Source organism: Aquincola agrisoli (assembly GCF_036621135.1).
GTDB classification, from domain to species: Bacteria; Pseudomonadota; Gammaproteobacteria; order Burkholderiales; family Burkholderiaceae_C; genus Aquincola; species Aquincola agrisoli.
On record NZ_JAZIBG010000036.1, the window covers coordinates 208,838 to 235,049 of the forward strand.

Below are 26,212 nucleotides of genomic sequence, written 5' to 3' on the forward strand. Positions count from 1 at the left end.
AGGGCGGGTGTTCACAGTGAAGGAGACCTCCCCATGGCTTTTCTGTCGATGCGTGCCACGACCCAGCAATCGCAGGTGATGTCGCCGAGGCTGCAGCATGCGGTGCGGCTGCTGCAGATGTCGTCGCAGGACTTCGAACAGACGGTGACCGACTGCCTGGGCAGCAACCCGTTCCTCGAGCAGGACGACGAGGGCAGCCTGCTGCAGGGCGGCCTGGCGGCCCTGGTGGCGCCGGCCGCCGCGGGCGCGGCCTTGCACGCCGAACCGTCCGCGTCGGCACCCGAGCCCGCCGGTGGCCCGGAGCTGCCGGAGCCCGCGGCCCCGGCCGATGGCGACGCATGGGACCTGGGATCGCCGGCGTCGCCTTCGCGCGGCGAGCGCGACGACCTGTCGGCCTGCGATTTCCTGGTCGAGGCGCCGACGCTCAACGCCCACCTGCACGGCCAGCTCAACCTGCTGCCGCTGGGCGCGCGCGACATGGCGCTCGCCAAGGCCGTGGTCGAGTCGCTGGACGACGACGGCTACCTGCGGTCCGATCCGGCGGAGCTGGCCGCGTGGACGGGACTCGACGAACCGGCGAGCGGCGAGGAGATCCGCATCGCGGTGTGCCGGGTGCAGTCGCTCGACCCGGCGGGCGTCGGCGCCCGCACGGTGCAGGAGTGCCTGGCGCTGCAGGCGCGCGAGGTGCCCTGCGCGGCGCAGCGCGCGCTGATCGAGGCGATCGTGGGTGAGCACCTGAAGCTGCTGGCCTCGCGCGACGTCGAGGCGCTGGCCCGCGCGACCGGGCGCCCGGCGGCCGAGGTGGCGGCGGCCTGTGCGCGCATCCGCCGCTTCGAGCCGCGGCCCGGCTGGCGCCACAACGCACCGCCGGTGCAGTACGTCACGCCCGACGTCATCGCCCGCCGCGTGCGCGGCCGCTGGGTCGCGCAGCTGAACCCCGAGGTGGTGCCGCGGGTGCGGCTCGACCGCACGATGGCCACGCTGTTCCGCCACGACGCGGGCGGCGCATCCCCCGCGATGGCCAGCCACCTGCAGGAGGCGCGCTGGACGCTGCGCAACGTGGAGCAGCGCTTCACCACCATCGTCGGCGTCGCGCAGGCGATCCTGGATCGCCAGCACCACTTCCTCGATTACGGCGAGATGGCGATGAAGCCGCTGGGGCTGAGCGAGATCGCCGAGGCCGTGGGGGCGCACGAGTCCACCGTGTCGCGCGCGACGAGCAACAAGTACCTCGCGACGCCGGCCGGGGTGTTCGAGCTGAAGCACTTCTTCTCGCGGGCCATGGTGATGCCCAACGGCAACCATTGCTCGTCGATCGCGATCCGTGGCCTGCTGCGCGACCTGATCGCCGAGGAGCCGCCCGATCACCCGCTGTCGGACACGGCGCTGATGACGCTGCTCGCGCGCCAGGGGCTGAACGTCGCGCGCCGCACGGTCACCAAGTACCGCCAGTCGCTGAAGATCCAGCCCGCCGCGCAGCGCCGCGCGGCGGCCTGAGGGGCAGGGGCGCCGCCTTCAGTGCGACGGCGGCGAGCCCACGGCGTCCTGCACCGCCGCATCCTCGCGGGCGTATTCCTTGAGCCGGTTGTAGAGCGTCTTCATGCTCATGCCCAACACCGCCGCCGTGCGCTCCTTGTGCTGATCGAAATGACGGAACGTCGCCAGGATCAAGCGCTTCTCCGCCTCGGCCATCGAGACCCCGAGCGGCAGCACCAGCGAAGGCTCCGCGGGCGCGGCCGGCGGCCGTGCGGCCTCGGCCGGCACGGGCACGCCGGCATTGCGCGGCAGCCATTCGGCGGAGATCTCCTCGCCGTCGGCCATCACGTAGGCACGCTGCACGACGTTGCGCAGCTCGCGCACGTTGCCCGGCCAGCGGTAGGCCTGCAGCGCCTCGAGCGCGGCCGCGCCGAAGCGCTTGGCGCGGCCCTCGCGCTGGCCCACGTCGGCCAGGAAGCGGCTGGCCAGCAGCGGCACGTCCTCGGCACGCTCGCGCAGCGGCGGCAGCTCGATCGGGAAGACGTTCAACCGGTAGTACAGGTCGTCCCGCAGCTTGTGCTCGTCCACCGCCTGCAGCGGCGAGCGATTGGTGGCGGCGATCACGCGCACGTCCGCCTCGCGCAGCTGCGTGGAGCCCACGCGCATGAAGGTGCCGGTCTCCAGCACACGCAGCAGCTTGACCTGCAGCTCCATCGGCATCTCGGTGATCTCGTCGAGGAACAGCGTGCCGCCGTGCGCGCGCTCGAAGAAGCCCTGGTGCTGCGAATCCGCGCCGGTGAAGCTGCCCTTCTCGTGGCCGAAGATCTCGCTCTCGATCAGGTTGGCCGAGATGGCGCCGCAGTTCACCGCCAGGAAGGGCCGCTGCCGGCGCCGGCTGAGCTCGTGCACGGCACGGGCCACCACCTCCTTGCCGCTGCCGCTCTCGCCGGTGATCAGCACGCTGATCGAGGTCGCGGCCACGCGGGAGATCTGCTTGTACACCCGGCGCATCGGCGCGGAGCGGCCCCACATCGGGCCGAAGCGGCCCTGTTCGTCCACCTGCCGCTCCAGTTCGCCGAGCTCGGTCTGCAGCGCGCCCGGCTTCATCATCCGCGACAGCACGCCTTCCAGCGAGCGCGGGCTCACCGGCTTGATCAGGTAGTCGGCCGCACCGAGCCGCAGCGCCTGGATCGAGGTGTCGAGGCTTGCGTGGCCGGTGATCAGCACCACCTCGGAATGCGCGATCAGCTCGGGGCTCTTGAACAGCTCCATGCCGCTGCCGTCGGGCAGCTGCAGGTCGAGCAGCATCACGTCCGGCCGGTGCAGCGCCAGCTGCTTGCGGGCATCGCGCAGCGAACCGGCCGTGGCGACCGTGAAGCGCTGCTGCTCGACGAGCGTGGCCATCATCCTCGCGGCGTCGGGATCGTCCTCGACGATCAGTGCGTGGCTCATCGGTTGCATCCTCCTGTACTGCAAGAAGCCCCGGGCTCGATGACGCGCGGGGCGACCGGCAGGATAAGCTGTCCTTCACACGGCGCCCGCCCCGGCGGCCCGCCGCATACAACTTGTCGCAATTCGGGCGCCGCGCCTCGATCCCCATGCTGTTGAACCTGCGCCGGCGCGCCATCTCCCTGCGGACCTGCCTCGTCGCGCTGATGATGGTCGCGAGCGTGCCGATGGCGTTGTTCATGTCGGTGCAGATCGTGCGCGATGCGCAGGGCGAGATGCAGCGGATGGCGGCGCAGCTCGAGGCCACCACCGCCGCGGCCGCCGCGGCCGTGGAGCGCGAGCTGACCGCCTCCGCGGAATCGCTCGCCCTGCTCGCGCATGCCAGCGTGCTGCGCGCCGGCGACGTGGAGGGCTTCGGCGCGATGCTGCGCAGCTGGCCGCAGCCGCTGCTGCGCCGGAGCTGGGACGCCGTCTTCGTGCTGGACGAGCGCCTGCAGCGCAGCGTCTACAGCAGCGGGCCCGCGCCCTGGCAGTGGCCGGACGGCGGCGGCACGGCGGACGGCGGCCGGCTGCGCGTGACCGGGCTGGTGCGCTCGCCCGACGGCACCTGGGCCATGGCGGTGGCCGTGCGGGTGGGCGACGGGCCCTACTGGCTGGGCGCCTGGATCGAGGCGGCGTACTGGCAGGCGCTGCTGGAACGCACGAGCCTGCCCGAGGGCGGCTTCGCGACGCTGTACGACGGCGAGCACCGCATCATCGCGCGCACCATGTCGCCCGGCCGCTTCGTCGGCGGCATGCTGCCGCCCGGCGCCGTGGCCCGCATGGGCACGCGGGCGTCCGGGGTGCACCGCGCCGAGCTGCTGGAAGGCGGCGACACCTACGCGGCCTGGCAGCGCCTGTCGCAGGGCGGCTGGGGCGTCGGGGCCGGCGTGCCGGCGCAGCCGCTGGAGGCCCGGGCCACGCAGTCGATGCTGCGGGCCTTCGGCATCGCCGCGGCCTGCCTGCTGGCCGGCGTGTTCATCGCGCTGCGCCTGGCCCGCCAGGTCACGCGGCCGCTCGCGGCGCTGGGCGCCGGGCAGCCCTGGGACGGCGTGCTCGCGGTCCGCGAGGTGGCCTCGCTGCGCGATGCGCTCGGCGAGGTGCGGGCCGGCGAGGCGGCCGCGCGGCAGCGCCTGCAGCACAAGGCCGACGAGTTCGCCGCGGTGTTCGACGGCAGCCCGATCGGCCTCGCGTTCGCGCAGGACAGCAGCGCCCGCCAGCGTCGCTTCAATCCCGCGCTGCAGTCGCTGCTGCAGCCGCCCGAAGGCGGCGGGGCGGTGCAGGTATCGCAGGACGGGCAGGTGATCGGCTTCGAGCAGACGCCGCTCGCGGTGGCGGCCTCGACGGGTCGCCCGGTCGGGGCGACGACGCTGGAGCTGCGCTGGGAGGGTTCGGACGCCCTGCGCATCGTCGTCGTGCAGGCCGTGCCGCTGCGGGATGCCGACGGCCGCCCGCGTGGCGCCATCGCGGCGGTGGTCGACGTCACCGACCGCCAGCGGGCCGAGCAGGCCGCGCAGCGCGCCAACGAGGCGAAGGACCGCTTCCTCGCCATGCTCAGCCACGAGCTGCGCAACCCGCTCAACGCGATCACCTCGGCGGCCGAGGTGCTGCAGCTGCTGGGCGACGCCGGCGCCCAGCGCACGGAAGCGGCCGACGCGCGGGGCATCATCGCGCGCCAGACGCGCCACCTGGCCCACCTGGTGGCCGACCTGCTGGACATGGCCCGCGTCGTGGCCGGCGACGTGACGCTGGCGCCGGCGCCGCTGGACCTGGCCGCGCTGGCCGCGGAGCAGGCGGCCCGGCAGGCGGCCGCCCCGGGCCTCGCCGCGCACCGGGTGGTGCTGGACCTGCATGCGGCGTGGACGGTGGCCGACCGCGCGCGCATGGCGCAGGTGCTGCTCAACCTGCTCGAGAACGCCCGCAAGTACACCCCTGCCGGGGGCTCCATCACGCTCACGACGCGGTCGGAGCACGGCCGGGCCGTGCTGGAGGTGAGCGACACCGGCCGCGGCATCCCGGCCGAGCTGCAGGCGCAGGCCTTCGACGCCTTCGTGCAGGGCGAGCGCAGGCTGGACCGCCAGGAGGGCGGGCTCGGCCTGGGCCTCGCGCTGGTCCAGCGCATCGTGCAGCTGCACGGCGGCACCGTGGGCGTGCGGAGCTCCGGGCAGGGCAGCGTGTTCCGGGTCGAGCTGCCGGGCGCCGAGCCGCCCCGGTCCGACGAACCGGCCGGCAACCCGCGCCGCGCGACGCCGCGCCACGTGCTGCTGATCGACGACAACGCCGATGCCCTGCAGGCGCTGCGCTCCGCGCTCGTGCTGGAGGGCCACGAGGTGCATTGCGCGTCCGACGGCGACCAGGGCCTGCGGCGGCTGCTGGCGCGGCGGCCCGAGGTGGCGGTGATCGACCTGGGCCTGCCGGGGCTCGACGGCTACGAGGTGGCGCGCCGCAGCCGGGCCGCGGGTTTTGCCGGCTGCCTGGTGGCGCTGTCCGGCTACAGCAGCCAGCGCGACGTGCGCACCGCGATGAAGGCCGGCTTCGACGTGCAGCTGCCCAAGCCGGTCGACTTCGCCCGGCTGCGCGAGGTGCTGGCGCGTCCGCTGTAGCGCACCGGCCCTCAGCCCGCCGCCCGGTGCGCGGTGCACCAGCGCAGCACCTCGGCGCGCAGGCAGGCCGGGCGTGCCGGCTTGGCGAGGAAGCCGTCGAAGCCGGCCTGCATCGCCCGCTGCCGTGCCAGTGCGTCGCTGCTGCCGCTGTGGGCGACGATCCGGCACGGCGCCATCGCGCCGCTGCGCTGCAGCGCGCGCAGGCGCCGCGTCGCCTCGTAGCCGTCGAGCACCGGCATCTCCAGGTCCATGAGCACCAGCGCGGGCGCCGACCGGCGGCACGCGTCGATGGCCTGCTCGCCGTCGGAGGCGGTGTGCACGGCGTAGCCCATGGCGGACAGCAGCTTCTCGCCGACGAAGCGGTGGTAGTCGTCGTCGTCGACCACCAGCACGCGGACGCGGTCGGCCGGCTCCAGCGGCAGCGGCCGCGTCAACCCCGAGGGCGTGTCCGCGTCCGGCTGCAGCCGCGCCGACCAGCCGGCCCATTCGTCGTGGCACAGCGGATGGCAGTGCAGGTCGTAGCCGGCCAGCGCCTCGGGATCGGCGAGCCAGGCCGAGCCCGTGGCGGCAGCGGCGATGCATGGCACCCGGGGCGGCAGCGCCAGGCGCAGGGCGGCCAGGTCGGCGGCCGGCCATCCCGCGGCGGCGGCCGGCGAGGGGTCGACGAACACGATGGCCAAAGCCGGCCAGGCCTGGCCCTCGGCGTGGTGGCGTGCCCGGCGCAGGGCTTCGGCCAACGTGCCCATCGGCACCACGGCCCAGCCGTGGTGCTGCGCCTGGCTGGCGACGCAGGCGGCGTTCACCGCGTCCCCGTGCACGAGCCACAGGCGCGGCGCCGGGCGGACCGGCGGGGCGGGCGGCACGCCGTGGGGCACGGCGCGCCGCAGCGAGCAGCTCGCGCTGAACATGAACCCGGCCAGCGGCAGGCAGCCGAAGTCCACCCGCGCGCCCGACGCGGGGCACACGCCGTGGGCGCGCTGCAGGCGTGGCAGCGACGCGTCGGCCGAGGCGTCCGGCGCGAGGTCCAGCCCCTGCAGCACCTGGGCGATGCGGCCGTGCAGCCTCATGCGGCCGGTGCCGCCGATGCGCACCCGCAGCGCGCAGCCGCCCGAACGCAGCGGCTTCGCCGCCAGGTCGAAGGCGATCGCGCCGTGCGACACCATCGCCGCGGCGGCGCAATACAGGCGGTGCAGCATGCGGGCGAGGGCGTCGGCATCGCCATCGTCCTCCAGCAGCCATCCGCCGCCCTTCTCGGCGAAGGTGTAGCCCAGGTGCGCTGCCTGCAGCAGCGGCACGACCTCGCGCACGCTGCCGGCGAAGAGTCTCGAAACCGACACTGCCATCGCCCACCCCGCCGTTCCATCCCGACCTGGCCCGCGAAGGGCAATCGGCGGGCCATCGCACACGCCCATAATGCCGCGCGGCGCGCCGCGTGGTTCGAGCGACGAAGAGGAGTGAGTTCATGGACGAGCAGGGCCCGGGCGAGGACCAATCCGGCGCGGCCGACGAGGCCGACGATGCGATTCCCACCCAGGGCTACCGGATGCAGCCGGTGGTGGGCCTCGGCGGGTCCGCCGGGGCCATCCAGGCGATCCAGAACTTCCTGCGCGAGACCCCGCCCGACACCGGCCTGGCCTTCGTGGTCGTGCTGCACCTGTCGCCCGAACACGAGAGCACGCTCGATGCCGTGCTGCAGGCCGCGACCTCGATGCCGGTGGTCCGCGCCGCCGCCACCCAGCGCATCGAACCCGACCGGGTGTACGTGATCCCGCCGCGCAAGGCGCTGCGGACGCTGGACGGCCACCTGCAGCTCACCGAGCTGCCGCGCGAGCGCTACCGCCATGTGGCGGTCGACCTGTTCTTCCGCACGCTTGCCGACAGCCACGGCCCGCATGCCACCGCGGTCGTGTTCTCGGGCATGGACGGCGACGGCGCAGCCGGCATTAAGCGCATCAAGGAACGTGGCGGCCTCACGATCGCGCAGGAGCCGGAGGAGGCCGAGTACAGCGGCATGCCGCGGGCCGCGATCCTCACCGGCATGGTGGACTGGGTGCTGCCCGCGGCCGAGATGCCCAGGCGCATCGTCGACTACCAGCGGCTCGAGCGCCAGCTGCTGCTGCCGCCCGAGCAGCCCTCGATGGTCCCGCAGCGCCCGCGGACGCTGGGCGCGGTGGAGGAGGGTTCGCTGCGCGACGTGCTGGCCTACCTGCGCTCCCGCACCGGGCGCGATTTCTCCTGCTACAAGCGCGCGACCGTGCTGCGCCGCATCGGCCGTCGGATGCAGGTCAACGGCATCTCGGACCTGCCCAACTACCTGTCCTTCCTGCGCACGCACTCCGGCGAGGCCGGCGCGCTGCTGCAGGACCTGCTGATCAGCGTGACCAACTTCTTCCGCGACGGCGACTGCTTCACGGCGCTCGCGGCCTGCATTCCGCAGCTGTTCGCCGGCAAGAGCGCATCGGACACCCTGCGCATCTGGGTCGCCGCCTGCGCCACCGGCGAGGAGGCCTATTCGGTCGCGATGCTGCTGGCCGAGCATGCCCGCACGCTCGATGCGCCGCCGCAGGTGCAGGTCTTCGCGACCGACCTCGACGATGAGGCGATCCGCATCGCCCGCGATGGGGTCTATCCGGCGGCGATCGAGGCCGACGTGTCGGAAGACCGGCTGCGCCGCTTCTTCATCAAAGAGCACCACGGCTACCGCCTGCGGCGCGAGATCCGCGAGATGGTGCTCTTCGCGGTGCACGACGTGCTGAAGGACTCGCCGTTCTCGCGCGTCGAGCTGGTGGCGTGCCGCAACCTGCTGATCTACCTCGACCGCGAGGCGCAGGCGCAGGTGCTCGGCACCTTCCACTTCGCGCTGCAGCCGTCCGGGCTGCTGTTCCTGGGCTCGTCGGAGTCGGTGGACGATGGCAGCCAGCTGTTCACCGTGCACGACAAGAAGCACCGCATCTACAGGCACCGCGCCACGCCCCGCATCGGGCTGCCGGTGCCGGCCGGCTCCGGCACGCTGGCGCTGGAGGCGCAGCACGCCGGCCGCGTGGTGCTCGTCGTGCCGGGCGCCAGCCTCCTGCAGCCGCCGCCCACCGGCGCACGCAGCAGCGCCGGGGACGGCCGGGTCGTGTCCTGGGGCGAGCTGCATTTCAGGCTGCTGGAACAGCTGGCACCGCCGTCGCTGCTGGTCGATGCGGAGCACGAGCTGGTGCACCTGTCGCCGGGCGCGGGACGTTTCCTGCAGTTCGCGGGCGGCGAGCCGAGCCGCAACCTGCTGCGCACCATCCACCCGTCGCTGCGCATCGAGCTGCGCGCAGCGCTGTACCAGGCGGCGCAGACCGGCCAGCCGGTCGACGTGGACCCGCTGCCGATCGACATGGGCGGCGAGCAGACGACGGTGGCGATGTCGGTGCGCCCGGTGGGTGAGGCGGCGCCGGGGCTGCTGCTGGTGCTGCTGCGGTCCGGCCCGGCATCGGCCGGCGGCGACAGGGGCCAGGGCGTGCCGCTGCGCGAGGAAGGCGATCCCGTGGCGCGCCACCTCGACCGCGAGCTGGAGCGCCTGAAGCTGCACCTGCGCGACACGGTCGAGCAGTACGAGGTCTCGACCGAGGAGCTGAAAGCCAGCAACGAAGAGCTGCAGGCGATGAACGAGGAGTTGCGTTCCGCGACCGAGGAGCTGGAGACCAGCCGCGAGGAGCTGCAGTCCATCAACGAAGAGCTGACCACCGTCAACCATGAGCTGAAGAACAAGGTCGACGAGCTCGGCCACTCCAACAGCGACATGCACAACCTGATGGACGCGACCGCGATCGCGACCGTCTTCCTCGACCGCGAGCTGCGCATCACGCGCTACACGCCGTCGGCCGTGTCGCTGTTCAACCTCATTCCCACCGACGTGGGCCGGCCGCTGGCGCACCTGACGACCCAGCTGGACTACGCCGACCTGACGCACGACGCCCGCCGGGTGCTGGAACGCCTCGTGCCGGTCGAACGCGAGGTGAGCGAGGCGGGCGGCAATGCCTACCTCGTGCGCATGCTGCCGTACCGCACGCTGGACGACCGCATCGCCGGCGTGGTGCTGACGCTGGTCGACATCAGCGAGCGCAAGCGCGGGCAGGAGGCGCTGCGCCTGTCGGAGGAGCGCTTCTCGACGATCGTCAACCAGACCTCGGTGGGCGTGACGCAGGTGAGCCTGGACGGCCGCCTCACCTTCGCCAACAGCGGCTACTGCGACCTGCTGGGCTACACCGAGGCCGAGCTGGTCGGCCGCCCGCTGGCCGACCTGGTGCACCCCGACGACCGCGCCCGGGCCGGCGAACTGTTCAGCCGCCTGGCTTCCACCGGCGAGCCGATGCAGATCGAGAAGCGTTGCCTGCGCAAGGACGGCAGCGTGATCTGGCTGCACAACAGCCTGAGCTTCCTGACGGACGGGGAGGGCCGGCCGCGCTCGGCGCTGGTGGTCAGCACCGACATCAGCGAGCGCAAGCTGGCCGAGGAGGCGCTGCGCAGCAGCGAGGAATGGATGCGGCTCATCATCGAGAACGCGGTGGAGTACGCCATCTTCTCGGTGGACAACGAACGCAACGTCACGACCTGGAACACCGGCGCCGAGCGCCTGCTCGGCTACACCGAGGCCGAGGTGCTGGGGCGCAGCTGCGACGTGATCTTCACGCCGGAGGACCGGCAGGCCGGCGTGCCGCAGCAGGAGGTGGCCCGCGCCCGCGCCGAGGGCCGCGCCAGCGACGACCGGCTGCACGTGCGCAAGGACGGCAGCCGCTTCTGGGCCAGCGGCGCGATGATGCCGATGCACGACGGCTCGGGCGAGGCGGTGGGCTTCGTGAAGATCCTGCGCGACCAGAGCGATGAGCGTGCGATCCAGCAGGCGCTGGAGGACAGCCGTGCCGCGCTGGAAGCGGCCGACGCGGCGAAGGACCGCTTCCTCGCCGTGCTGTCGCACGAGCTGCGCAACCCGCTGGCCAGCGTCGGCGTGGCGTCCAGCCTGCTCGCCACCGGACACCTCACGCCGGCCGAGCGCCAGCACGCCGCGCACGTGATCGAGCGGCAGTCGGGTGCGATGCGCACCCTGCTCGACGACCTGCTCGACGTGTCGCGGCTGCGGCTGGGCCGGCTGACGCTGCGGCCGCGCGCCACGACCGCGCGCGAACTGATCGAATCGGCCATCGAGACGACCCGCCCGCTGATCGACGGCGCCCAGCACCGGCTGTCGATTGCGCTGCCGCCGGAGGCGATCGGGCTGAGGGCCGATCCGGTGCGCATCAGCCAGGTGCTGTCGAACCTGCTGTCGAACGCGGTGAAGTACACGCCGCCGCCGGGGCACCTGGCGGTCGCCGCCGAGGTGCAGGGCGACGCCGCCGTCTTCACGGTGTCGGACGACGGCATCGGCATGGAGCCGGAGGCCGTCGAAGGCATGTTCGAGATGTTCTCGCAGAGCGCGCAGCCCGAGCACCGCGGGGGCGGGCTGGGCATCGGGCTGGCGCTTGCGCGCAGCATCGTCGAGCTGCACGGCGGCCGGGTGACCGGGGCCAGCGAAGGCCGCGACCGCGGCAGCCGCTTCACGGTGACGCTTCCCTTGGCAGGGCCGCCGCAGGCGGCCGCGGCGGCAGAGCCCGCCGCGCCGGCCTCCCCGCCATTGCAGGCACCGCCGATCCGCGTGCTCGTCGCCGACGACAACATCGATGCCGCCTGGGGCCTGGCGAAGCTGCTCGAGATCTGGGGCTGCGCGGTGAGCACCGTGGGCGGCGGCAAGCGCACCCTCGCCGAAGCGGAGCGGCACCGCCCCGCGGTCATCGTGCTCGACATCGGCATGCCCGATCTCAGCGGCCTCGAGGTGGCCCGCAGGCTGCGGGCCGAGCCGTGGGCCGCCGGCGTGCTGCTGGTGGCCGCGACCGGCTGGGGCCAGCAGGCGGACCGCGACGAGGCCCTGGCGGCGGGCTTCGACGCCCACCTGGTCAAGCCGATCGTCTTCTCGGAACTGCAGGCGCTGATCGTGCAGCACCATGCCGCCGGCGGCGCGGACGCCGCCTGACGGCGGCGGCGTGGTGGATCAGTACGGCTGCGTCGACGGCATCGCGTCGGTGTCGGGCGCCGCGTTGTCGGCTTGCGGGCTCAGCTCGCCGTTGGCGCGGGCCTGCTGCAATTCCTGCAGCACCTCGCTGCGGCTCTTCTGCGAGACCAGCGTGTCCTCGGGGATGCGGTAGGTCTGGGTGTCGCCGTTGACGATGGTGTTCTCCTCGCGGGCCTCGCGCGCGTCGGCCTGCACCTCGCTGCGGCTCAGCGGGGCCTGCATCGAGGTGTCGGGCGTCGCGTAGGTCTGGGTGTCGCCCATCACGAGCGTGTTGTCCTCGCGTGCCTGCTGCAGTTCGGAGCGCACCTCGGCGCGGGATGCCGGGCCGTGCTCGGCATCGGTGCCCATCGGGGCCTGGGCCCAACCCGCGGTGCTCACGAGCGCGGCGACGGAAGCGGCAATGAGGGACTTGCGGTTCATGGCGGATTCCTTTCCAAAGTGGCAGAGGCCCGTTGGTGCACGCCGTCCGGGTGCGAGTTGCAGCGATGATGCAAGCGGTTGTCAAGGGTGCAGGCGCAGGCCTACACCGCGGCGTGCCTCGGCGGAAGCGATGCCGCGGCGGTGTCTGAAGCCCCGGCCCGCACCAGGGGCGCGAGCAGGCGCCGGACGGTCTCGACGCCGTCGTCCCACGACATGCGCGCCACGGTCGCGGCCATCGCGGCCCGGCGCTGCGCCCGCGCCGCCGGCGCCTCGGCGAGCGCGTCGCGGCAGGCGGCGATGAAGGCCGGCGTGTCGTGCGCGACGCGCACGGTGTCGCCGTACAACATGGCGACGTCGTGCACCGCGGTGCTCACCACCGGGCGGCCGGCGGCCATGTACTCCAGCGTCTTCGTCGGGCTGATGAAGCGCGTGGAGGCATTCAGCGCGAAGGGCAGCAGGCAGACGTCCCATGCCGCGGCCAGGTAGGGCAGCACCGCGTAGGGCTGCATGCCGAGCCAGTGGAGGTTGGGGCGCTGCGGCAGCGTCGCGGGGTCGATCTTCACCACCGGCCCGGCCATCACCACCTGCCAGGCCGGGTCGGCGTCGGCCAGCGCCGCCACCAGCCGCACGTCGAGCCGTTCGTCGATCACGCCGTAGAAGCCCAGCCGCGGGCGGCCGACCGCGCGGTGCAGCGTGGCGGCGGTGGCGGCCTCGGCGCTGTCGGGCAGCAGCCGCTCGGGCGAGAAGTGCGCGGCATCGACGCCGCTGGGCAGGCAGTGCAGCGCCGCGTGCCGGCCGCGCCGCGCCTCGTAAAGCGAGGGCCCGCCGGTGAACACGAGGTCGGCGAGCTTCAGCAGCTCGGCCTCCCATGCACGCAGCGCGGCCGGGGCGCCCTGGAAGGCGGACAACTCGTCCATGCAGTCGTAGACCACCGCGCCGGGCCGCAGCACCTCGACCAGCGGCAGCGCCATCGGCGTGTACAACCAGGCGATGGGATGCACGATGTGCTGCGCCGCCAGCCACGAGGCGAGCAGCGGCGCGATGCGCGGGCGCTGCTCGTCGTTGAAGCCGGGGGCGTCGCAGCCGGTGACCGGGCACAGCACGTCGACGCCCGGCAGCGGCTGGTGGTGTTCCATCCGCGGCGGCCCTTCGGCACGGACCGGCTCCTCGACGAAGACGATGCGGTGGTCGCGCGCGAGGCGCGACATCAGCTGCTGCGGCCGCTGGTAGACGAAGCCCCAGCGCAGGTGGGAGAGCACGACGATGACGGGCATGGTGGAGTCCTGGGGTTGGGGAAGTCGGGCCTGCCAGCGCGCCAGGGCGGCGACGCTGGCAGGGTGGGGGCTGCGGCGCCAGGCGCCTGGCGGGGCGGCGGTGCCGTCCGCCGGGGGCGGCAGCACGTCGAAGAGGCCGCTGCGGTGCCAGCGCGCCGCCTCGTCCCAGTCGGGCCGGTCGACCAGCGGATAGAGGCACAGGCCCAGCAGCGGGACGCCCGCCTGCATCGCGCCGGCGGCCTGCCGCGCCATGTCCTCCAGCCAGGCGGCGCGCCCCTCGCCGACGTGGCTGGTCTCGGCGATGACGAGCGGCCGGCCGTAGCGCTGCCACGCGTCGGCCAGCAAGTGCGCGGGCGGGCGGCGGCGCGGATCGCCCAGGTGCCAGTCGAGGCGGCGCTCGGTGCCCACCTCCCATTGCCCGCTGTGGTAGTGGTTGACGCCCACCAGGTCGAGCTGCCCGGGGCTGCCGCCGAGGCCCGGCTCGCACCGCCCGGCGATCAGGTCCCACGCCTGCCACTGGTAGCCGGCCACCTGCTGCGCGAGCGGCTGCAGGTCCGGCCGGTCCTGGGGGGCCACCACATGCACCAGCGGCTCGACGTGCAGGAAGCGGGCGCGCGGGTCGACCTGCCGGATCGCCGCCATGCCGGCCAGGGCCGCACGCGCCAGCCGCCGCTTGACCTCGTAGCCGCTGCGCCGGCTGTCGTCCTCCGCGCCGCCGCCGTGGCGGTGGGGCCAGAAGCGCGAGGTCTGCGACACCCCCCAGGCGAGGAAGCCGATCTCGTTGACCGGCGTGTAGACCGGTGCATCGTCCGACAGCGGCGCGAGCACGCGGGCGGCTTGGCCCGCGAAGGCGGCGAAGCGGTCGATGAGGGCGTCGTCGAACAGGTCCACGTCGGGCGGGGTCCCGTAGTGCATCAGCGTCCACAGCACCTGCAGGCCGTGGCGCCGCGCGGCGCGGGCCATGCGTTCGGCCCGCTGCAGCGCATAGCGGCGGGGCGCGGGTTCGGCCAGGCGCCAGCCGATGCTCTCGCGCACGGTGCGCAGCCCGAGCCGCGCGGCGGCGGCATAGTCCTCGTCGAGGCGCGCCAGGTGGCCGGTGGCGGCGGCCATGTCCAGCGGCCGGGCGTGCATGTTCACGTGGTCGGCGCCCTCGAAGCCGCCGATCCAAAACGAGCGGATAGGGCGTTCCGCGTGGCCCGCGCTCACGCGCCGCCGATCCCGACGTTGACCTTGCCGCTGCCGGCGCAGGCCGGGCAGGCGCCGCCCGCCGCGTCGCGGCCGCTGCCGCCGCAGGCAGGGCAGGGCCCTTCGCCGGTGCCCGGCGTGCCGGGCGGGGCTTCGTCGCCCGGTGCAGGGGCCGGCGCGGGCTCGGGCGCCGCTGCGGCGGACGGGGCGCCTGCCGCGGTGGCGCCACTGGTGCCGGCTGCGCCGCCCAGCGTCGCGCCGAGCAACGCGCCGGCCAGGCTGCCGACGGGCCCCGCCGCGATGCCGGCCACGGCGCCTGCCGCGGCGCCCGCCGCCGCGCCGGCCGCGGTGCCGACCGGGTGGTTCAGCGCCCGCTCGGCGCCGGGTGAGGCAGCGGGCGCAAACGCCGGCCGCGCCTGCGGCTTCACCGAAGGGGGCGGGCTGGGGGCATGCGCGGCATCGCGCGGGTCGTCGTGCGCTTGGGTCATCACGGGCTCCTCGAATGGCATGGGGATGCCCTGGCCCGGCAAGCGGGATGCCGCGCCGGCGGCGGGAACCATCCTTGCCCCTGCACGGCATCACCATCAAGGAGCAGGGCATGGACAAGGCAGGCCACGAAGTCGAAGCCGTTGCGTGGGCCGCGTCTGGAGGAACGGGCTTCGACTGCCTGATCGTCGGCGCCGGCTTCGCCGGCAGCGTGCTCGCCGAGCGGCTGGCGCGCGGGCTGGGGCAGCGCGTGCTGGTCGTCGAGCGCCGGGCGCACGTCGGGGGCAACGCGTACGACTGCCACGACGCGGCCGGGGTGCTGGTGCATCCCTACGGGCCGCACGTCTTCCACACCAACTCTGCCGAGATCTTCGGCTACCTCTCGCAGTTCACCGCTTGGCGGCCCTACCAGCACCGCGTGCTGGCGAGCGTCGAAGGGCAGCTCCTGCCGGTGCCGGTCAACCTGGACACGGTGAACCGGCTCTACGGCATGCAACTGGACGCCGAGGGCATGAAGCGGTGGATCGCATCGGTGGCCGAGCCCTGCGAGCGCGTGCGCACCGCCGAGGACGTGGTGGTCAGCGGCATGGGCCGCGATCTCTACAACAAGTTCTTCCGTGGCTACACGCGCAAGCAGTGGGGCATGGACCCGTGCGAGCTGGACGCGAGCGTGACCGCGCGTGTGCCGCTGCGCACCAACCGCGACGACCGCTACTTCACCGACACCTTCCAGGCCATGCCGGTGCACGGCTACACCCGCATGTTCCAGAAGATGCTCGACCACCCGAACATCAAGCTGATGCTGAACACCGACTACCGCGAGATCGTGCAGCTGGTGCCCTGGCGACACATGGTCTACACCGGCCCCATCGACGCGTTCTTCGACCACCGCCACGGGCACCTGCCGTACCGCAGCCTGCGCTTCGAGCACGTCACGCTGCCGCAGGCGCAGGTGCAGCCGGTGGGCACCGTGAACTACCCCAACGACTACGGCTACACCCGCAGCACCGAGTTCAAGCACCTCACCGGCCAGGTGCACCACTGCACGTCGCTGGTCTATGAGTACCCCTGCGCCGACGGCGACCCCTACTACCCCGTGCCGCGCGAGGAGAACGCGGCGCTCTACCGGCGCTACCAGGCCGATGCGGCGCTGCTCGACAACGTCACCTTCGTCGGCCGGCTGGCGACCTACCGCTACTACAACATGGACCAGGTGGTCGGCCAGGCGCTGGCGGCCTTCCAGCGCCTGAGGCAACGCCAGGCTGCCGGTGCCAGTGACGTGGCTGCCGGCGCGACCTGAGTGCGGCCGCACGGCCGCTGGCACGGTGGTTGCCGCTGCCAGGGCCCGGGCCGCGCGACGGCCCTGCCACGTCGAAGGAGATCGGGATGGAAGAGCAGAGAAACCAGGAGGCCCGCGGCTACTACGCCGGCACCGGCACCGGCACCGGCAGCGCGCAGCAGCCGCTGCCGCTCGGCGACGCGATGCACGAGATGCTGGAGCTGTGCCGCCAGTGCGTGCGCGAGCATCCGTTGACCTCGGTGGCGGTCGGCTTGCTCGTGGGCCTGGCGATCGCGCGCCGCTAGGGCCGCGCGCTTGGCCGCCGCCTTCCCGCCGCCGCGGCCTGGCCTGCGCGCCAGCGTGGTCGTGCCGGTGCGCGACGAGGCGCGGCGGCTGCCGGCAGCGCTGCAGGCGCTGGCCGACCAGCACGGCGCGCCGCCGTTCGAGGTGCTGGTGCTGGTCAACAACACGCGCGATGACAGCGCGGCGATCGCCCGCCGGTTCGCGGCGCAGCGGCCGGACTGTGTGCTGCATGTGGCAGAGCTCGACTTCGCGCCGCAGGACGCCCACGTCGGCCACGCCCGGCGCTGGCTGATGGACGAGGCGAGCCACCGCCTCGCGGCGGCCGGCGCGGTGCGCGGCGTGATCGCCAGCACCGATGGCGACAGCCGCGTCGCACCCGGCTGGCTGGCCGCCACGCTGGCCGCCGTTGACGCCGGGGCGGACGCGGTCGGCGGCCGGCTGCTCGCCGATGCGGATGCGCAGGGGCAGCCTGCGCGGGCGCAGCGCTGGGACACGCTCTACCGGCTCGCCCGCGAACGGCTGGCCAGCCTGCTCGATCCGGAGGACGGCGACCCCTGGCCGCGGCACCACCAGCACTTCGGCGCGAGCCTGGCGGTCACCGCCGAGGCCTACGGCCGGGTCGGCGGCGTGCCGCCGGTGCGGTGGCTGGAGGACGAAGCCCTGGTCGAGGCGCTGCGCCGGGCCGATGCCCGCGTGCGCCACAGCCCGGCGGTGCGGGTCGTGACGTCGAGCCGCCGGCAGGGCCGGGTCGACGTGGGGCTCTCGTGGCAGCTGCGCGAGTGGGACCGGCAGGCACGGCAGCACCTGCCGCTGTGCGTCGAGGGTGCCGGGGAACTGCTGCGCCTCGTCCCGGCGCGCCGCAGGCTGCGCCGGCTGTGGCGCCACGCCTGGCCCGCGGGCGACCCGGCCTGGCCCGCGATCGAGGCGCTGCTGGCCCTGCGCCCGGGCACGCTGGGGCCCTTGTGCCGCGCCGCCGGCGGGGCCTTCGGCGCGGCCTGGGCGGCCGTGTGCGGCGCCCGGGCGGCAGTGGCGCCCGCGCCGGTGCCCGTGCCGATCGACCGGGCGGTGGGCGAGCTGCGCCGGCTGATCGCGGCGCACACGGCGCACGCGGCGGGCGGCGCCGGGGAGGAACGGTGGTTGCCCCTTCCCCGTGTGGACGCCGCGGCCGACGGCGGCGTCGCGACGCCGAGCCTTGTGTCCCCACTGCAGGAGAACGCCATGACCCGTCCGCCCCGCAATCGTTGCGGCAATTCGCAACCCGGTCCCGGGAGCCCCGCATGAAGGCCCTCTGCTGGCACGGCAAGCACGACGTGCGCTACGAAACCGTGCCCGACCCGAAGATCGAGGAGCCGCGCGACGCCATCATCAAGATGAGCTGCTGCGCGATCTGCGGCTCCGACCTGCACCTGTTCAACGGCTACATGCCGACGATGGAGTCGGGCGACATCCTGGGCCACGAGTTCATGGGTGAGGTGGTGGAGGTCGGCTCGGGCAACAGCCGGCTGAAGGTCGGCGACCGTGTGGTCGTGCCCTTCACCATCTGCTGCGGCGAATGCGAGCAGTGCCGGCGCGGCAACTTCTCGGTGTGCGAGCGCAGCAACCGCAACAAGGAGATGGCCGACAAGGCCTTCGGCCACGCCACCGCCGGGCTGTTCGGCTATTCGCACCTCACCGGCGGCTATCCCGGGGGCCAGGCGGAGTACGTGCGCGTGCCCTACGCCGACGTGACGCCGGTGAAGATCCCCGAAGGCCTGACCGACGAGCAGGTGCTCTTCCTCGGCGACATCTTCCCCACCGGCTGGCAGGCCGCCGTGGCCTGCGACATCCAGCCCACCGACACCGTGGCTGTGTGGGGCGCCGGGCCGGTGGGCCAGTTCTGCATCCGCAGCGCGGTGCTGCTGGGCGCCAGGCAGGTCGTGTGCATCGACCACGTGCCCGAGCGCCTGGCGATGGCGGCCGCGGGCGGCGCCCTCACCATCAACTTCGACGAGGAGAGCGTGCTCGACCGGCTGAAGGAGCTGACCCAGGGCAAGGGCCCGGAGAAATGCATCGACGCGGTGGGGCTGGAGGCGCACGCCACGCGTTCGCTCGATTCGCTGTACGACAAGGCCAAGCAGGCGGTGATGCTGGAGACCGACCGCCCGCACGTGCTGCGCGAGATGATCTACGTCTGCCGGCCGGCCGGCATCCTCTCGATCCCCGGCGTGTACGGCGGCATCATCGACAAGCTGCCGATCGGTGCGCTGATGAACAAGGGCCTGACGGTGCGCACCGGCCAGACGCACGTCAACCGCTGGACGGACGACCTGCTGCGCCGCATCCAGGAGGGTCAGATCGACCCGTCGTTCGTGATCACGCACGAGGTGCCGCTTTCCGAAGGCCCGGGCATGTACAAGACCTTCCGCGACAAGCAGGACGGTTGCATCAAGGTGGTGATGAAGCCATGAACACGACGACTTCCGACCGGGCGGCGACGCTGAAGAGCGCGCCGCCGCGCGACCCGGCGCTGCACGCGCTGGCCCGGGGCCTCGGCTTCTTCAGCCTGGCGCTGGGCCTGGCCGAGCTGGCGATGCCCGGGCGCATGCGCAAGGCTGCCGAGATCGCGCGGCGGCCGGCCGCCCCGGCGCTGCCCGACATGGACTACGCCGTGCGCGCCTGCGGGCTGCGCGAGGCCGCCACCGGCGCCGGGCTGCTGACCGCGGCCGACCCGGAGCCCTGGGTGTGGGGCCGCGTGGCGGGCGACGTCGTCGACCTGGTGGCGGTGGCGGCCAGCCCGCGGCAACGCCGGCTGTTCGGCAGCGGCGACGGCTCGCGCGCCGGGGCGCTGGTGGCGCTGCTGGCGGTCACTGCGCTCGACGTGTACTGCGCCTCGGCGCTGCGCGAGGAGCGGCACCGCCGCGAAGGACGGCCGCGCGACTGGGGCGGCCGCACGGGCTTTCCGCAATCGGCCGAGTGCATGCGCGGCGCGGCGGCCGACTTCGTGGCGCCCGCCGACCTGCGCACGCCCGAGGCGCTGCGGCCCTGGCACGACGGCCGGCCGGCCGGTTGACGCCCCGGCCGGCGCCGCCCCGGCGCGGCCCCGGCGGCGCCGGCCTACGGCGCGGCTGCAGCAGCATCTGCTGCGGGCCGGGCAAGGGCACGACGGCATGCGGTGCCGGGCCATGGCCACCTGCAGCCGGGCGTGCAGATCCTCGTCAAGCCGGCTGCGGTGCGCACGCGGGCGCGCCAGGTCGACGCGCTGCCGAAGGGGTGAGGGCGCACCTCCCGGCCGCGGCATGGGGGTTGCCCTTGCAGGGGGCGGCGGCTGGCCGCCTTCATGGAGTCGAACGATGGTCCCTTCCCGTCCCCCCCTGCGCCCCGTGGCCCGCCGCTGCGGCACGGGCCTGGCCCTCGCCGCCGCGCTGCTGCTCGCGGGCTGCGACCGCGACCCGCCGAACACCGATGGCCAGGGCATGGCTCCGAACGTGCCGGCCGCCTCGGGCACCGATCCCGGCGCGGGCAACGCGCCCGTCGACGCCGGCCGGCCTGCTGCGGACAGCAGCCCCAACCCGCGCACCGGCAACCCCGTCGGCGTGCCCTCGGCCGGGCCGACCGACAGCCCGATGCCGCAGGGCGGCGTGCCGTCGGCCGCGCCGGCGGCCAGCGAAGCAGCCGCCCGGTCCGGACCGGCGTCGCCCACGGCGCTGAGCAGCGCCGACACCGCCTTCATGGCCGAGGCCCACGTCTCGGGGCTCTTCGAGGTGGCGCTCGGCGCGATCGGTGCCGAGCGTGCGCGCCACCCGCAGGCCAAGGCGCTGGCGGGCCGGCTGGTGGCGGACCACGGCGTCGCCAACGACGAGCTGCGCGCCCTGTCGCTGCAGCGAGGCGCCACGCTGCCCACGGCACTGCCGGCCGACCGGCAGGCGGTGCTGGACCGCCTGAAGGCCACGCCGCAGGCGCAATTCGACGAGGCGCTGGTGCAGGGCGTGATGATCCCGGCGCACCAGGAGGACATCGCGCGTTTCGAACGCGCTGCGCAGTCCACGCAGGACGACGCCTTGAAGCAGTGGATCGAGCGCACGCTGCCCGTGCTGCGCGGGCACCTGAAGGCTGCCCAGACGCTGGCGCTGCCGGTGCAGCGTTGAAGGCGCGGGCGGCGGCGCCGGCTCAGCCCGCCACGGGTTCCAGCATCTCGTGGGCGAGGGCCTGCCTGACCGCCGCCCGCCCTTCCAGGCGCCGCAGGTAACCCTGCAGGGCCGCCGGCACGGGACGCTTCGACGACACGGTCCAGCGCAGCACCACGTAGAGGTAGGCGTCCGCGACGTAGAAGTCCTCGCCGCACAGGTAGCCGTCCGCCGCCATGCGGTCGGCAAGGAAGTCGAGCCGCTGGCCGATCTTCTCGAAGGCCTGCTGCTTCTCGGCGTCGCTCGTCGGCTTGAACACGCGGCCGAACTGCTTGTGCAGCTCGGTGGAGATGAACGCCAGCAGCTCCAGCTGGCGGGTCCGGCCGAGCTCGGAGGTGGGTGCCAGTTGTGGCGCACGCTGGCTGATCCAGTCGAGGAGGGCGACGTTCTCGGTCAGCACCTCGCCGCCTTCGATCTCCAGCGCGGGCACGTAGCCCTTCGGATTGATCTGCAGGAAATCACGGCCGTCGTCGGTGCGCTTGCTTTGCAGATCGACCTTGACGCGATCGACGTCGATGCCGGCCTCGTGCAGGGCGATGTGGCTCGCCAGGCTGCAGGCACCGGGGGCGAAATAGAGCTTCATGGCGGCTTTCTCCTGGCTGCGAGGTCAGCGGGCCGGTACCGGCTTCAGCTGCGCCGGCGTGCGGCCCGCCACCGCCGGCCGGCCCGTTGCGGGCGCGAGGCCTGCGGCGATCCCGCTGATCTCGGTGATGACCGCGCACAGGCGCTCGCCGGCCTCTTGCAGCCGCTGCAGTTCCTGCGCCGAAGGGCGGGGGAGGCGCTCGTCCTGCAGCAGCAGGGCGGCGCCCACCGGCGCCATCGCGCTGATGTACTCGGTCTGCGCGGCCAGGCGCGCGTGCTGCAGCGCTCGCCAGCGCTGCGCATCGGCGGCGGCCGGCAGGAAGGAGGAGGGATCCGCTTCGGGGGCGGGCGGCGTGGGGGACAGCAGGGCCAGGCGCATCGGGGGTTTGCAGAGGAGGAAGGGCAGGAGTGCCATCCCCACGGGGCAATCGCCGTGCCACGCGCGCCCCGGCCTTCGGCACCGCGCTTGCCGGACGTTTCCACCCCAATGAGGAGCAGCGCCGTGGCCTTCGAGACGAACTGTGTGATGTTGATCCGCCATGCGGAAAAGCCGGCGGGCGGCAGGGTCGGCATCGGCCCTCAGGGGCTGGTCGACCCGCAGTCGTTGAGCGTCGTGGGATGGCAGCGAGCGGGTGCGCTGGTGCCGTTCTTCGCGCCGGTCGGCCACCGCGGCCACGTGCCCGGGATCGAGCGGCCCCTCCACCTGCTCGCGGCGCGGCCGGTGCAGGCGCATCCGTCCACCCGCCCGCGCGACACGCTGCTGCCGCTCGCGGAGGCGCTGGCCCTCGACGTCGACGAGCAGTGGAGCACCGACGATCCACCGTCTAAGGTGGCCGAGCACCTGCGCACGCTGCAGGGCCCGGCGCTGGTGTGCTGGCGCCACGAGGCGCTGCCCGCGCTCGCGCGCGAGCTCCTGCAGCGCGACGAGGCGCCCGCCGCCTGGCCGGAGGCGCGCTTCGACGTGGTGTGGGTGTTCAGGCGGGCCGGCGTGCGCTGGACCTTCCAGCAGGTGGCGCAGCAGCTGCTGGCCGAGGACCGGGGCCAGCCGATCCCGCGGCGCGTCAGCGCCCGGGCGGCGTAGGCGGCGGGCGGGGCGGCGGGTGCCGCCCCACCCGCCGGGCCGTCACTTGGTGGTCTTCGACGACGAGGAGGAACCCGTCAACGAGCTGTCGGAGGAGAGGCCGCCGGAGGCCGCCCCGGACTTCGACGAGGTCGACGAGGCGGTGCTGCCGCCGTCCGCGCGTTCGCCGAGGTCGCTGGTGCCGCTCGACGTGCCGCTCAGCGACGAGGCGCCGGTACCGGTCTGTCCGCTGCTGCCCGCGCCCTGGCGGCCGCCGCGCCAGCGGCTGAACTCGTCCGAGAAGCGGTTGTAGCGATCCTGGCGCCAGGCGTGGTAGTCGTCATCCAGGTTGCGCAGCTGCTCGTTGCGCCACTGCTGGTAGTCGGGGTCGTGGGCATACGGCGAGCGCTGCTGGCCGCCACCGCCGTAGCTGCCGCCCTGGCCGTAGTCGCCTTGCCCGGTGTCGCCCTGGGTGCCGTACGCGCCCTGGCCCCGCCAGCCCTGCGACGACAGGCCGCCACGGCCGCCGTAGTCGTCGCGCCGTTCGTTGTAGCCACTGCCGTAGCCACGGCCCTGGCTGCCGTAGCCACCCTGGCCACCTTCGTTGCCGTAGCCGCCCTGGCTGCCATAACCGCCCTGGCCGCCGTAACCGCCCTGGCCGCGGTAGCCGGCTTGGCTGCCGTAACCGCCTTGGCCGCCATAGCCACCCTGGCTGCCGTAGCCGCCTTCGTTGCCATAGCCCCCTTGGCTGCCTTGGCTGCCTTGGCCGCCGTAGCCACCTTCATGGCCGTAGCTTCCCTGGCCGCCCTGCCGGCCGTAGCCGCCCTGGCCCGCGCCGAACGTCCGTTCGTTGCCGTAGCCCTGGCCGCCGTAGTCCCGGCCGCCGCGCTGCCCGCTTTCGTCCTGGCCGCCGTAGCCGCCCCGCGGCCCGTAGCCCGAGCCGTAGGACCCGCCTTGCTGGTCGCGCCCGGGGTCGTAGGCGGACTGTTGTCCGCCGCCCGGCTGGCCACCGTAGCCGCTGCCTTGCTGCCGGCCCTGCTGGCTGCCGCCGCCCTGCCAGTGGTCGTCGGAGGAGCTGCCACGGTAGTCGCGGTCCTGGTCGTCACGCTGGTGTCTCATCTCCATTCCTTTCAAAAGTGGTTGCATGCTCGGCGGCCCCATGGCTGCCTGCACCCGATACGGCAAGTGCCGTACCGGCCGTGCCCGGGCGGGCGGGCCCACGTCGGCAAAAAGCACAGCCGGCGCCGCCCGCGATTGCAGCAAGCCGGAGCCGGGGCCGGCCGTGCCGGTTCATACCACCGGCGGGTCCATGTCCCGCTGCAGGTGGCGGTGCTGGCCCACCGCCGCGATGAAGACCTCCGCCGCGGTGGTCGCGGTGTTCGCGGAGGCGGTCAGCACGCCCGGATCCACGTCGCCCGACGGCAACTGCTGCGCGACCCCCGCGGCCACCAGCAGCGACTGCGATGCGCCCAGGGCCAGGATCGTCTTGCAATGCCGGTACTGGTTGACGATGAACTCGTTCGTCTGGCCCAGCGCGGCCAGCGTGGCGACGGCCGCCTCGCCATCGGGCAGCACCAGCGCGTCGAAGAGCACCGGGGGCGAGTTCTCCATCGTCGCCACCGCCTCCAGCGTGGCGCCGTCCGACGCCGCCACGGCGCCCAGGCGCGGCGCCACCAGCACGGGCACCGCCCCGGCGGCCAGCAGCGCCTGCTGCAGCACGCGCAGCGAACTGCCCTCCACGCCGTCGGCCGCGAGCAGTGCGATCTTGCGGGTGCGGATGCCGCCGTCCCCCGGCCGCGCCGTCAGCGACAGCGCGGGCGAGGCCGTGACCTCGGGCAGGGCCGGGTTCTCCAGCGCCAGCGGCATCGGGGCCGGTACCGCCATGCCCAGGCCGGCGGCAACCTGCGCGGCCAGGTCGGTGTGCACGTTGACCAGCGAGGCCAGCATGCGCTCGCGGATCGCCGGGATCGTGACCTTGGACAGCTCGAACCGGAAGGCGCCGACGATGTGCTGCTGCTCGACCGGCGTCTGGCTCGCGAAGAAGAGGCTGGCCTGGGTGTAGTGGTCGGCGAACTTCTCGGGCTTGCCGCGCACCTTGTCTTCCTGCACCGGCTGCGGGAAGGACATGAAGCCGCGCGCGCCCGCCTGGAAGGGGCAGCCGCCGCCGATCGAGTTGGGCTCGTAGGCCACGCGGCCGCGATGGATGGCCTGCCGGTGCAGGCCGTCGCGCTGGTTGTTGTGCACCTGCGCGATCGGCGCGTTGATCGGGATCTCGTGGAAGTTCGGGCCGCCCAGGCGCGAGATCTGCGTGTCGACGTAGCTGTGGATGCGCCCGGCCAGCAGCGGGTCGTTGGTGAAGTCGATGCCGGGGATGACGTGCGCCGCGCAGAAGGCCACCTGCTCGGTCTCGGCGAAGAAGTTGTCTGGGTTGCGGTTGAGCACCATGCGGCCCACCGGCGTCACCGGCACCAGTTCCTCCGGCACGATCTTCGTGGCGTCGAGCACGTCGAAGCTGAAGGCCTCGGCCTGCGCCTCGCTGAAGATCTGCAGGCCCAGCTCCCACTCGGGGTACTCGCCGGCCTCGATCGCTTCCCACAGGTCGCGCCGGTGGTAGTCGTTGTCGGCGCCCTGGATCTTGGCCGCCTCGTCCCACACCAGCGAGTGCGTGCCGAGCTTCGGCGACCAGTGGAACTTGACGAAGTGCGACCCGCCCTCGGCATTGACCAGCCGGAAGGTGTGCACGCCGAAGCCCTGCATCATCCGGTAACTGCGCGGGATGGCGCGGTCGCTCATCGCCCACATCAGCATGTGCGTCGACTCGGGCATCAGCGAGACGAAGTCCCAGAAGGTGTCGTGCGCCGACGCCGCCTGCGGCATGCCGTGGTGGGGCTCCGGCTTCAGCGCGTGCACGAGGTCCGGGAACTTCATCGCGTCCTGGATGAAGAAGACCGGGATGTTGTTGCCCACGAGGTCCCAGTTGCCCTCGTCGGTGTAGAACTTGACGGCAAAGCCCCGCACGTCGCGCGGGGTGTCGACCGAACCGCGCTCGCCGGCCACGGTGGAGAAGCGCACGAACACCGGCGTGACCTTGCCCGCCGCCTGGAAGGGCGCTGCCTGGGTGTACCGGGCCAGCGAGTCGTAGGCCTCGAAGAAGCCGTGCGCGCCGGAGCCCCGCGCGTGCACGATGCGCTCGGGGATGCGCTCGTGGTCGAAGTGGGTGATCTTCTCGCGGAGGATGAAGTCCTCCAGCAGGGCCGGGCCGCGCAGGCCGGCCTTCAGCGAGTTCTGGTTGTCGGCGACCGGCACGCCCTGGTTGGTCGTCAGCACGCGGCCGGCCGCGTCGGCGCGCACGCGGTCGAGGGCGCCGCCGGCGCGGTTCTCGCCCGGCGTGGGGGCGGCGCCCGTCTTCGCCGAGGCGTTGGCCTCGGTCAGCGTGCTGCCGGTGACGTCGGGCGACGCGGGCTGGGCCGTCTGTCCCTCCACGGGCTGCAGCGCGCTGTCATGGCCGAACTCGGCGGGCTTGGCGGTGTTGTGCGGGAAGGCGGCCGCGAGCGCCTGCACGCCGGCGGCCTTGCCGGCCAGGGCGTCGTCCTGCGGGGCGGTCGAGGGATGGGCCGGGCCGGTATGGGTCACCCGGCCGGCGGCTTGTGCGGTCATCGCGTCGGCCGCGGCAGGCGAGGGCGAAGGGGAGGAGGGAGAAGGAGGAGAGGTGCTCATGGTGTGGGGGCCGGTTGTTTGGAGTCGAACGGTGGAACCGGGCAAGGGGCAACCGGCGTTCCACCGTGCGGCCGCTCGCCGGAACGCCGGTTGCCCC

General features: G+C 73.6%; 19 protein-coding genes. 10 read left to right on the forward strand and 9 right to left on the reverse strand.

What is annotated here, in order from left to right:
- The first annotated feature begins 33 nt into the window (after nucleotides 1–33).
- The gene (gene rpoN, locus V4F39_RS17550; protein ID WP_332291029.1) at nucleotides 34–1,497 is read left to right on the forward strand and encodes an RNA polymerase factor sigma-54; all 1,464 of its coding nucleotides are present in this window, start codon (nucleotides 34–36) and stop codon (nucleotides 1,495–1,497) included.
- Between the two features lie 18 nt (nucleotides 1,498–1,515).
- Here rpoN and V4F39_RS17555 read toward each other — a convergent pair whose 3' ends face one another.
- Nucleotides 1,516–2,928 (reverse strand): sigma-54-dependent transcriptional regulator, encoded by a 1,413-nt coding sequence (locus tag V4F39_RS17555; protein WP_332291031.1) that lies wholly within the window; start codon nucleotides 2,926–2,928, stop codon nucleotides 1,516–1,518.
- A 146-nt stretch (nucleotides 2,929–3,074) separates the two neighbouring features.
- Here V4F39_RS17555 and V4F39_RS17560 point away from each other — a divergent pair, with 146 nt between their 5' ends.
- A complete protein-coding gene (locus V4F39_RS17560) occupies nucleotides 3,075–5,567 on the forward strand; it encodes an ATP-binding protein (protein ID WP_332291032.1) in 2,493 nt (830 codons plus the stop codon).
- Between the two features lie 11 nt (nucleotides 5,568–5,578).
- Here the strand turns inward: V4F39_RS17560 and V4F39_RS17565 are convergent, their stop codons facing one another.
- Complete coding sequence (locus V4F39_RS17565; protein WP_332291033.1) at nucleotides 5,579–6,910, reverse strand: response regulator; 1,332 nt, start codon at nucleotides 6,908–6,910, stop codon at nucleotides 5,579–5,581.
- Between the two features lie 119 nt (nucleotides 6,911–7,029).
- On the opposite strand from V4F39_RS17565, the gene V4F39_RS17570 reads away from it, so the two are divergent.
- Nucleotides 7,030–11,607, forward strand: a complete 4,578-nt coding sequence (locus V4F39_RS17570) for a PAS domain S-box protein (RefSeq protein WP_332291035.1) — start codon at nucleotides 7,030–7,032, stop codon at nucleotides 11,605–11,607.
- 18 nt (nucleotides 11,608–11,625) lie between these two features.
- On the opposite strand, the gene V4F39_RS17575 is transcribed toward V4F39_RS17570, so the two are convergent.
- The 3 genes from V4F39_RS17575 to V4F39_RS17585 all read right to left on the reverse strand — a co-directional run bounded on the left by V4F39_RS17575 (nucleotide 11,626) and on the right by V4F39_RS17585 (nucleotide 15,013).
- Entirely contained in the window at nucleotides 11,626–12,066 is a 441-nt protein-coding gene (locus tag V4F39_RS17575; protein ID WP_332291036.1) for a DUF4148 domain-containing protein, read from the reverse strand.
- Nucleotides 12,067–12,167: 101 nt separating this feature from the next.
- Nucleotides 12,168–14,471: a glycosyltransferase gene (locus V4F39_RS17580; protein ID WP_332291553.1), complete on the reverse strand. Its 2,304-nt coding sequence runs from the start codon at nucleotides 14,469–14,471 to the stop codon at nucleotides 12,168–12,170.
- Between the two features lie 71 nt (nucleotides 14,472–14,542).
- On the reverse strand, nucleotides 14,543–15,013 hold the full coding sequence (locus tag V4F39_RS17585) for a hypothetical protein (protein ID WP_332291037.1): 471 nt from the start codon (nucleotides 15,011–15,013) through the stop codon (nucleotides 14,543–14,545).
- Between the two features lie 110 nt (nucleotides 15,014–15,123).
- On the opposite strand from V4F39_RS17585, the gene glf reads away from it, so the two are divergent.
- The 6 genes from glf (at nucleotide 15,124) to V4F39_RS17615 (ending at nucleotide 20,717) form a co-directional block, all read left to right on the forward strand.
- Nucleotides 15,124–16,311, forward strand: coding sequence for a UDP-galactopyranose mutase (gene glf / locus V4F39_RS17590; RefSeq protein WP_332291554.1), 1,188 nt, complete (start codon nucleotides 15,124–15,126; stop codon nucleotides 16,309–16,311).
- An 86-nt stretch (nucleotides 16,312–16,397) separates the two neighbouring features.
- Nucleotides 16,398–16,595 carry a DUF883 C-terminal domain-containing protein gene (locus V4F39_RS17595; RefSeq protein ID WP_332291039.1) on the forward strand — a complete coding sequence of 66 codons (198 nt, stop codon included), beginning with the start codon at nucleotides 16,398–16,400 and terminating at the stop codon, nucleotides 16,593–16,595.
- A gap of 10 nt (nucleotides 16,596–16,605) precedes the next feature.
- A complete protein-coding gene (locus V4F39_RS17600) occupies nucleotides 16,606–17,874 on the forward strand; it encodes a glycosyltransferase family 2 protein (RefSeq protein ID WP_332291041.1) in 1,269 nt (422 codons plus the stop codon).
- Complete coding sequence (locus V4F39_RS17605; protein ID WP_332291042.1) at nucleotides 17,871–19,040, forward strand: zinc-dependent alcohol dehydrogenase; 1,170 nt, start codon at nucleotides 17,871–17,873, stop codon at nucleotides 19,038–19,040. The genes V4F39_RS17600 and V4F39_RS17605 overlap by 4 nt, the downstream gene beginning before the upstream one ends.
- Complete coding sequence (locus tag V4F39_RS17610; protein ID WP_332291043.1) at nucleotides 19,037–19,642, forward strand: hypothetical protein; 606 nt, start codon at nucleotides 19,037–19,039, stop codon at nucleotides 19,640–19,642. The genes V4F39_RS17605 and V4F39_RS17610 overlap by 4 nt, the downstream gene beginning before the upstream one ends.
- Before the next feature lie 280 nt (nucleotides 19,643–19,922).
- A complete protein-coding gene (locus V4F39_RS17615) occupies nucleotides 19,923–20,717 on the forward strand; it encodes a DUF4142 domain-containing protein (protein WP_332291044.1) in 795 nt (264 codons plus the stop codon).
- Nucleotides 20,718–20,739: 22 nt separating this feature from the next.
- On the opposite strand, the gene V4F39_RS17620 is transcribed toward V4F39_RS17615, so the two are convergent.
- Together V4F39_RS17620 and V4F39_RS17625 are read right to left on the reverse strand one after the other, a co-directional pair.
- Nucleotides 20,740–21,339 carry a glutathione S-transferase N-terminal domain-containing protein gene (locus tag V4F39_RS17620; protein ID WP_332291045.1) on the reverse strand — a complete coding sequence of 200 codons (600 nt, stop codon included), beginning with the start codon at nucleotides 21,337–21,339 and terminating at the stop codon, nucleotides 20,740–20,742.
- A gap of 24 nt (nucleotides 21,340–21,363) precedes the next feature.
- Nucleotides 21,364–21,717, reverse strand: coding sequence for a hypothetical protein (locus tag V4F39_RS17625; protein WP_332291046.1), 354 nt, complete (start codon nucleotides 21,715–21,717; stop codon nucleotides 21,364–21,366).
- A gap of 123 nt (nucleotides 21,718–21,840) precedes the next feature.
- On the opposite strand from V4F39_RS17625, the gene V4F39_RS17630 reads away from it, so the two are divergent.
- Nucleotides 21,841–22,419, forward strand: coding sequence for a histidine phosphatase family protein (locus V4F39_RS17630; protein WP_332291047.1), 579 nt, complete (start codon nucleotides 21,841–21,843; stop codon nucleotides 22,417–22,419).
- Between the two features lie 42 nt (nucleotides 22,420–22,461).
- Here V4F39_RS17630 and V4F39_RS17635 read toward each other — a convergent pair whose 3' ends face one another.
- Both V4F39_RS17635 and V4F39_RS17640 read right to left on the reverse strand, forming a co-directional pair.
- Nucleotides 22,462–23,517 carry a hypothetical protein gene (locus V4F39_RS17635; protein ID WP_332291048.1) on the reverse strand — a complete coding sequence of 352 codons (1,056 nt, stop codon included), beginning with the start codon at nucleotides 23,515–23,517 and terminating at the stop codon, nucleotides 22,462–22,464.
- A 171-nt stretch (nucleotides 23,518–23,688) separates the two neighbouring features.
- Nucleotides 23,689–26,115, reverse strand: coding sequence for a catalase (locus V4F39_RS17640; protein WP_332291049.1), 2,427 nt, complete (start codon nucleotides 26,113–26,115; stop codon nucleotides 23,689–23,691).
- Nucleotides 26,116–26,212: the final 97 nt, after the last annotated feature.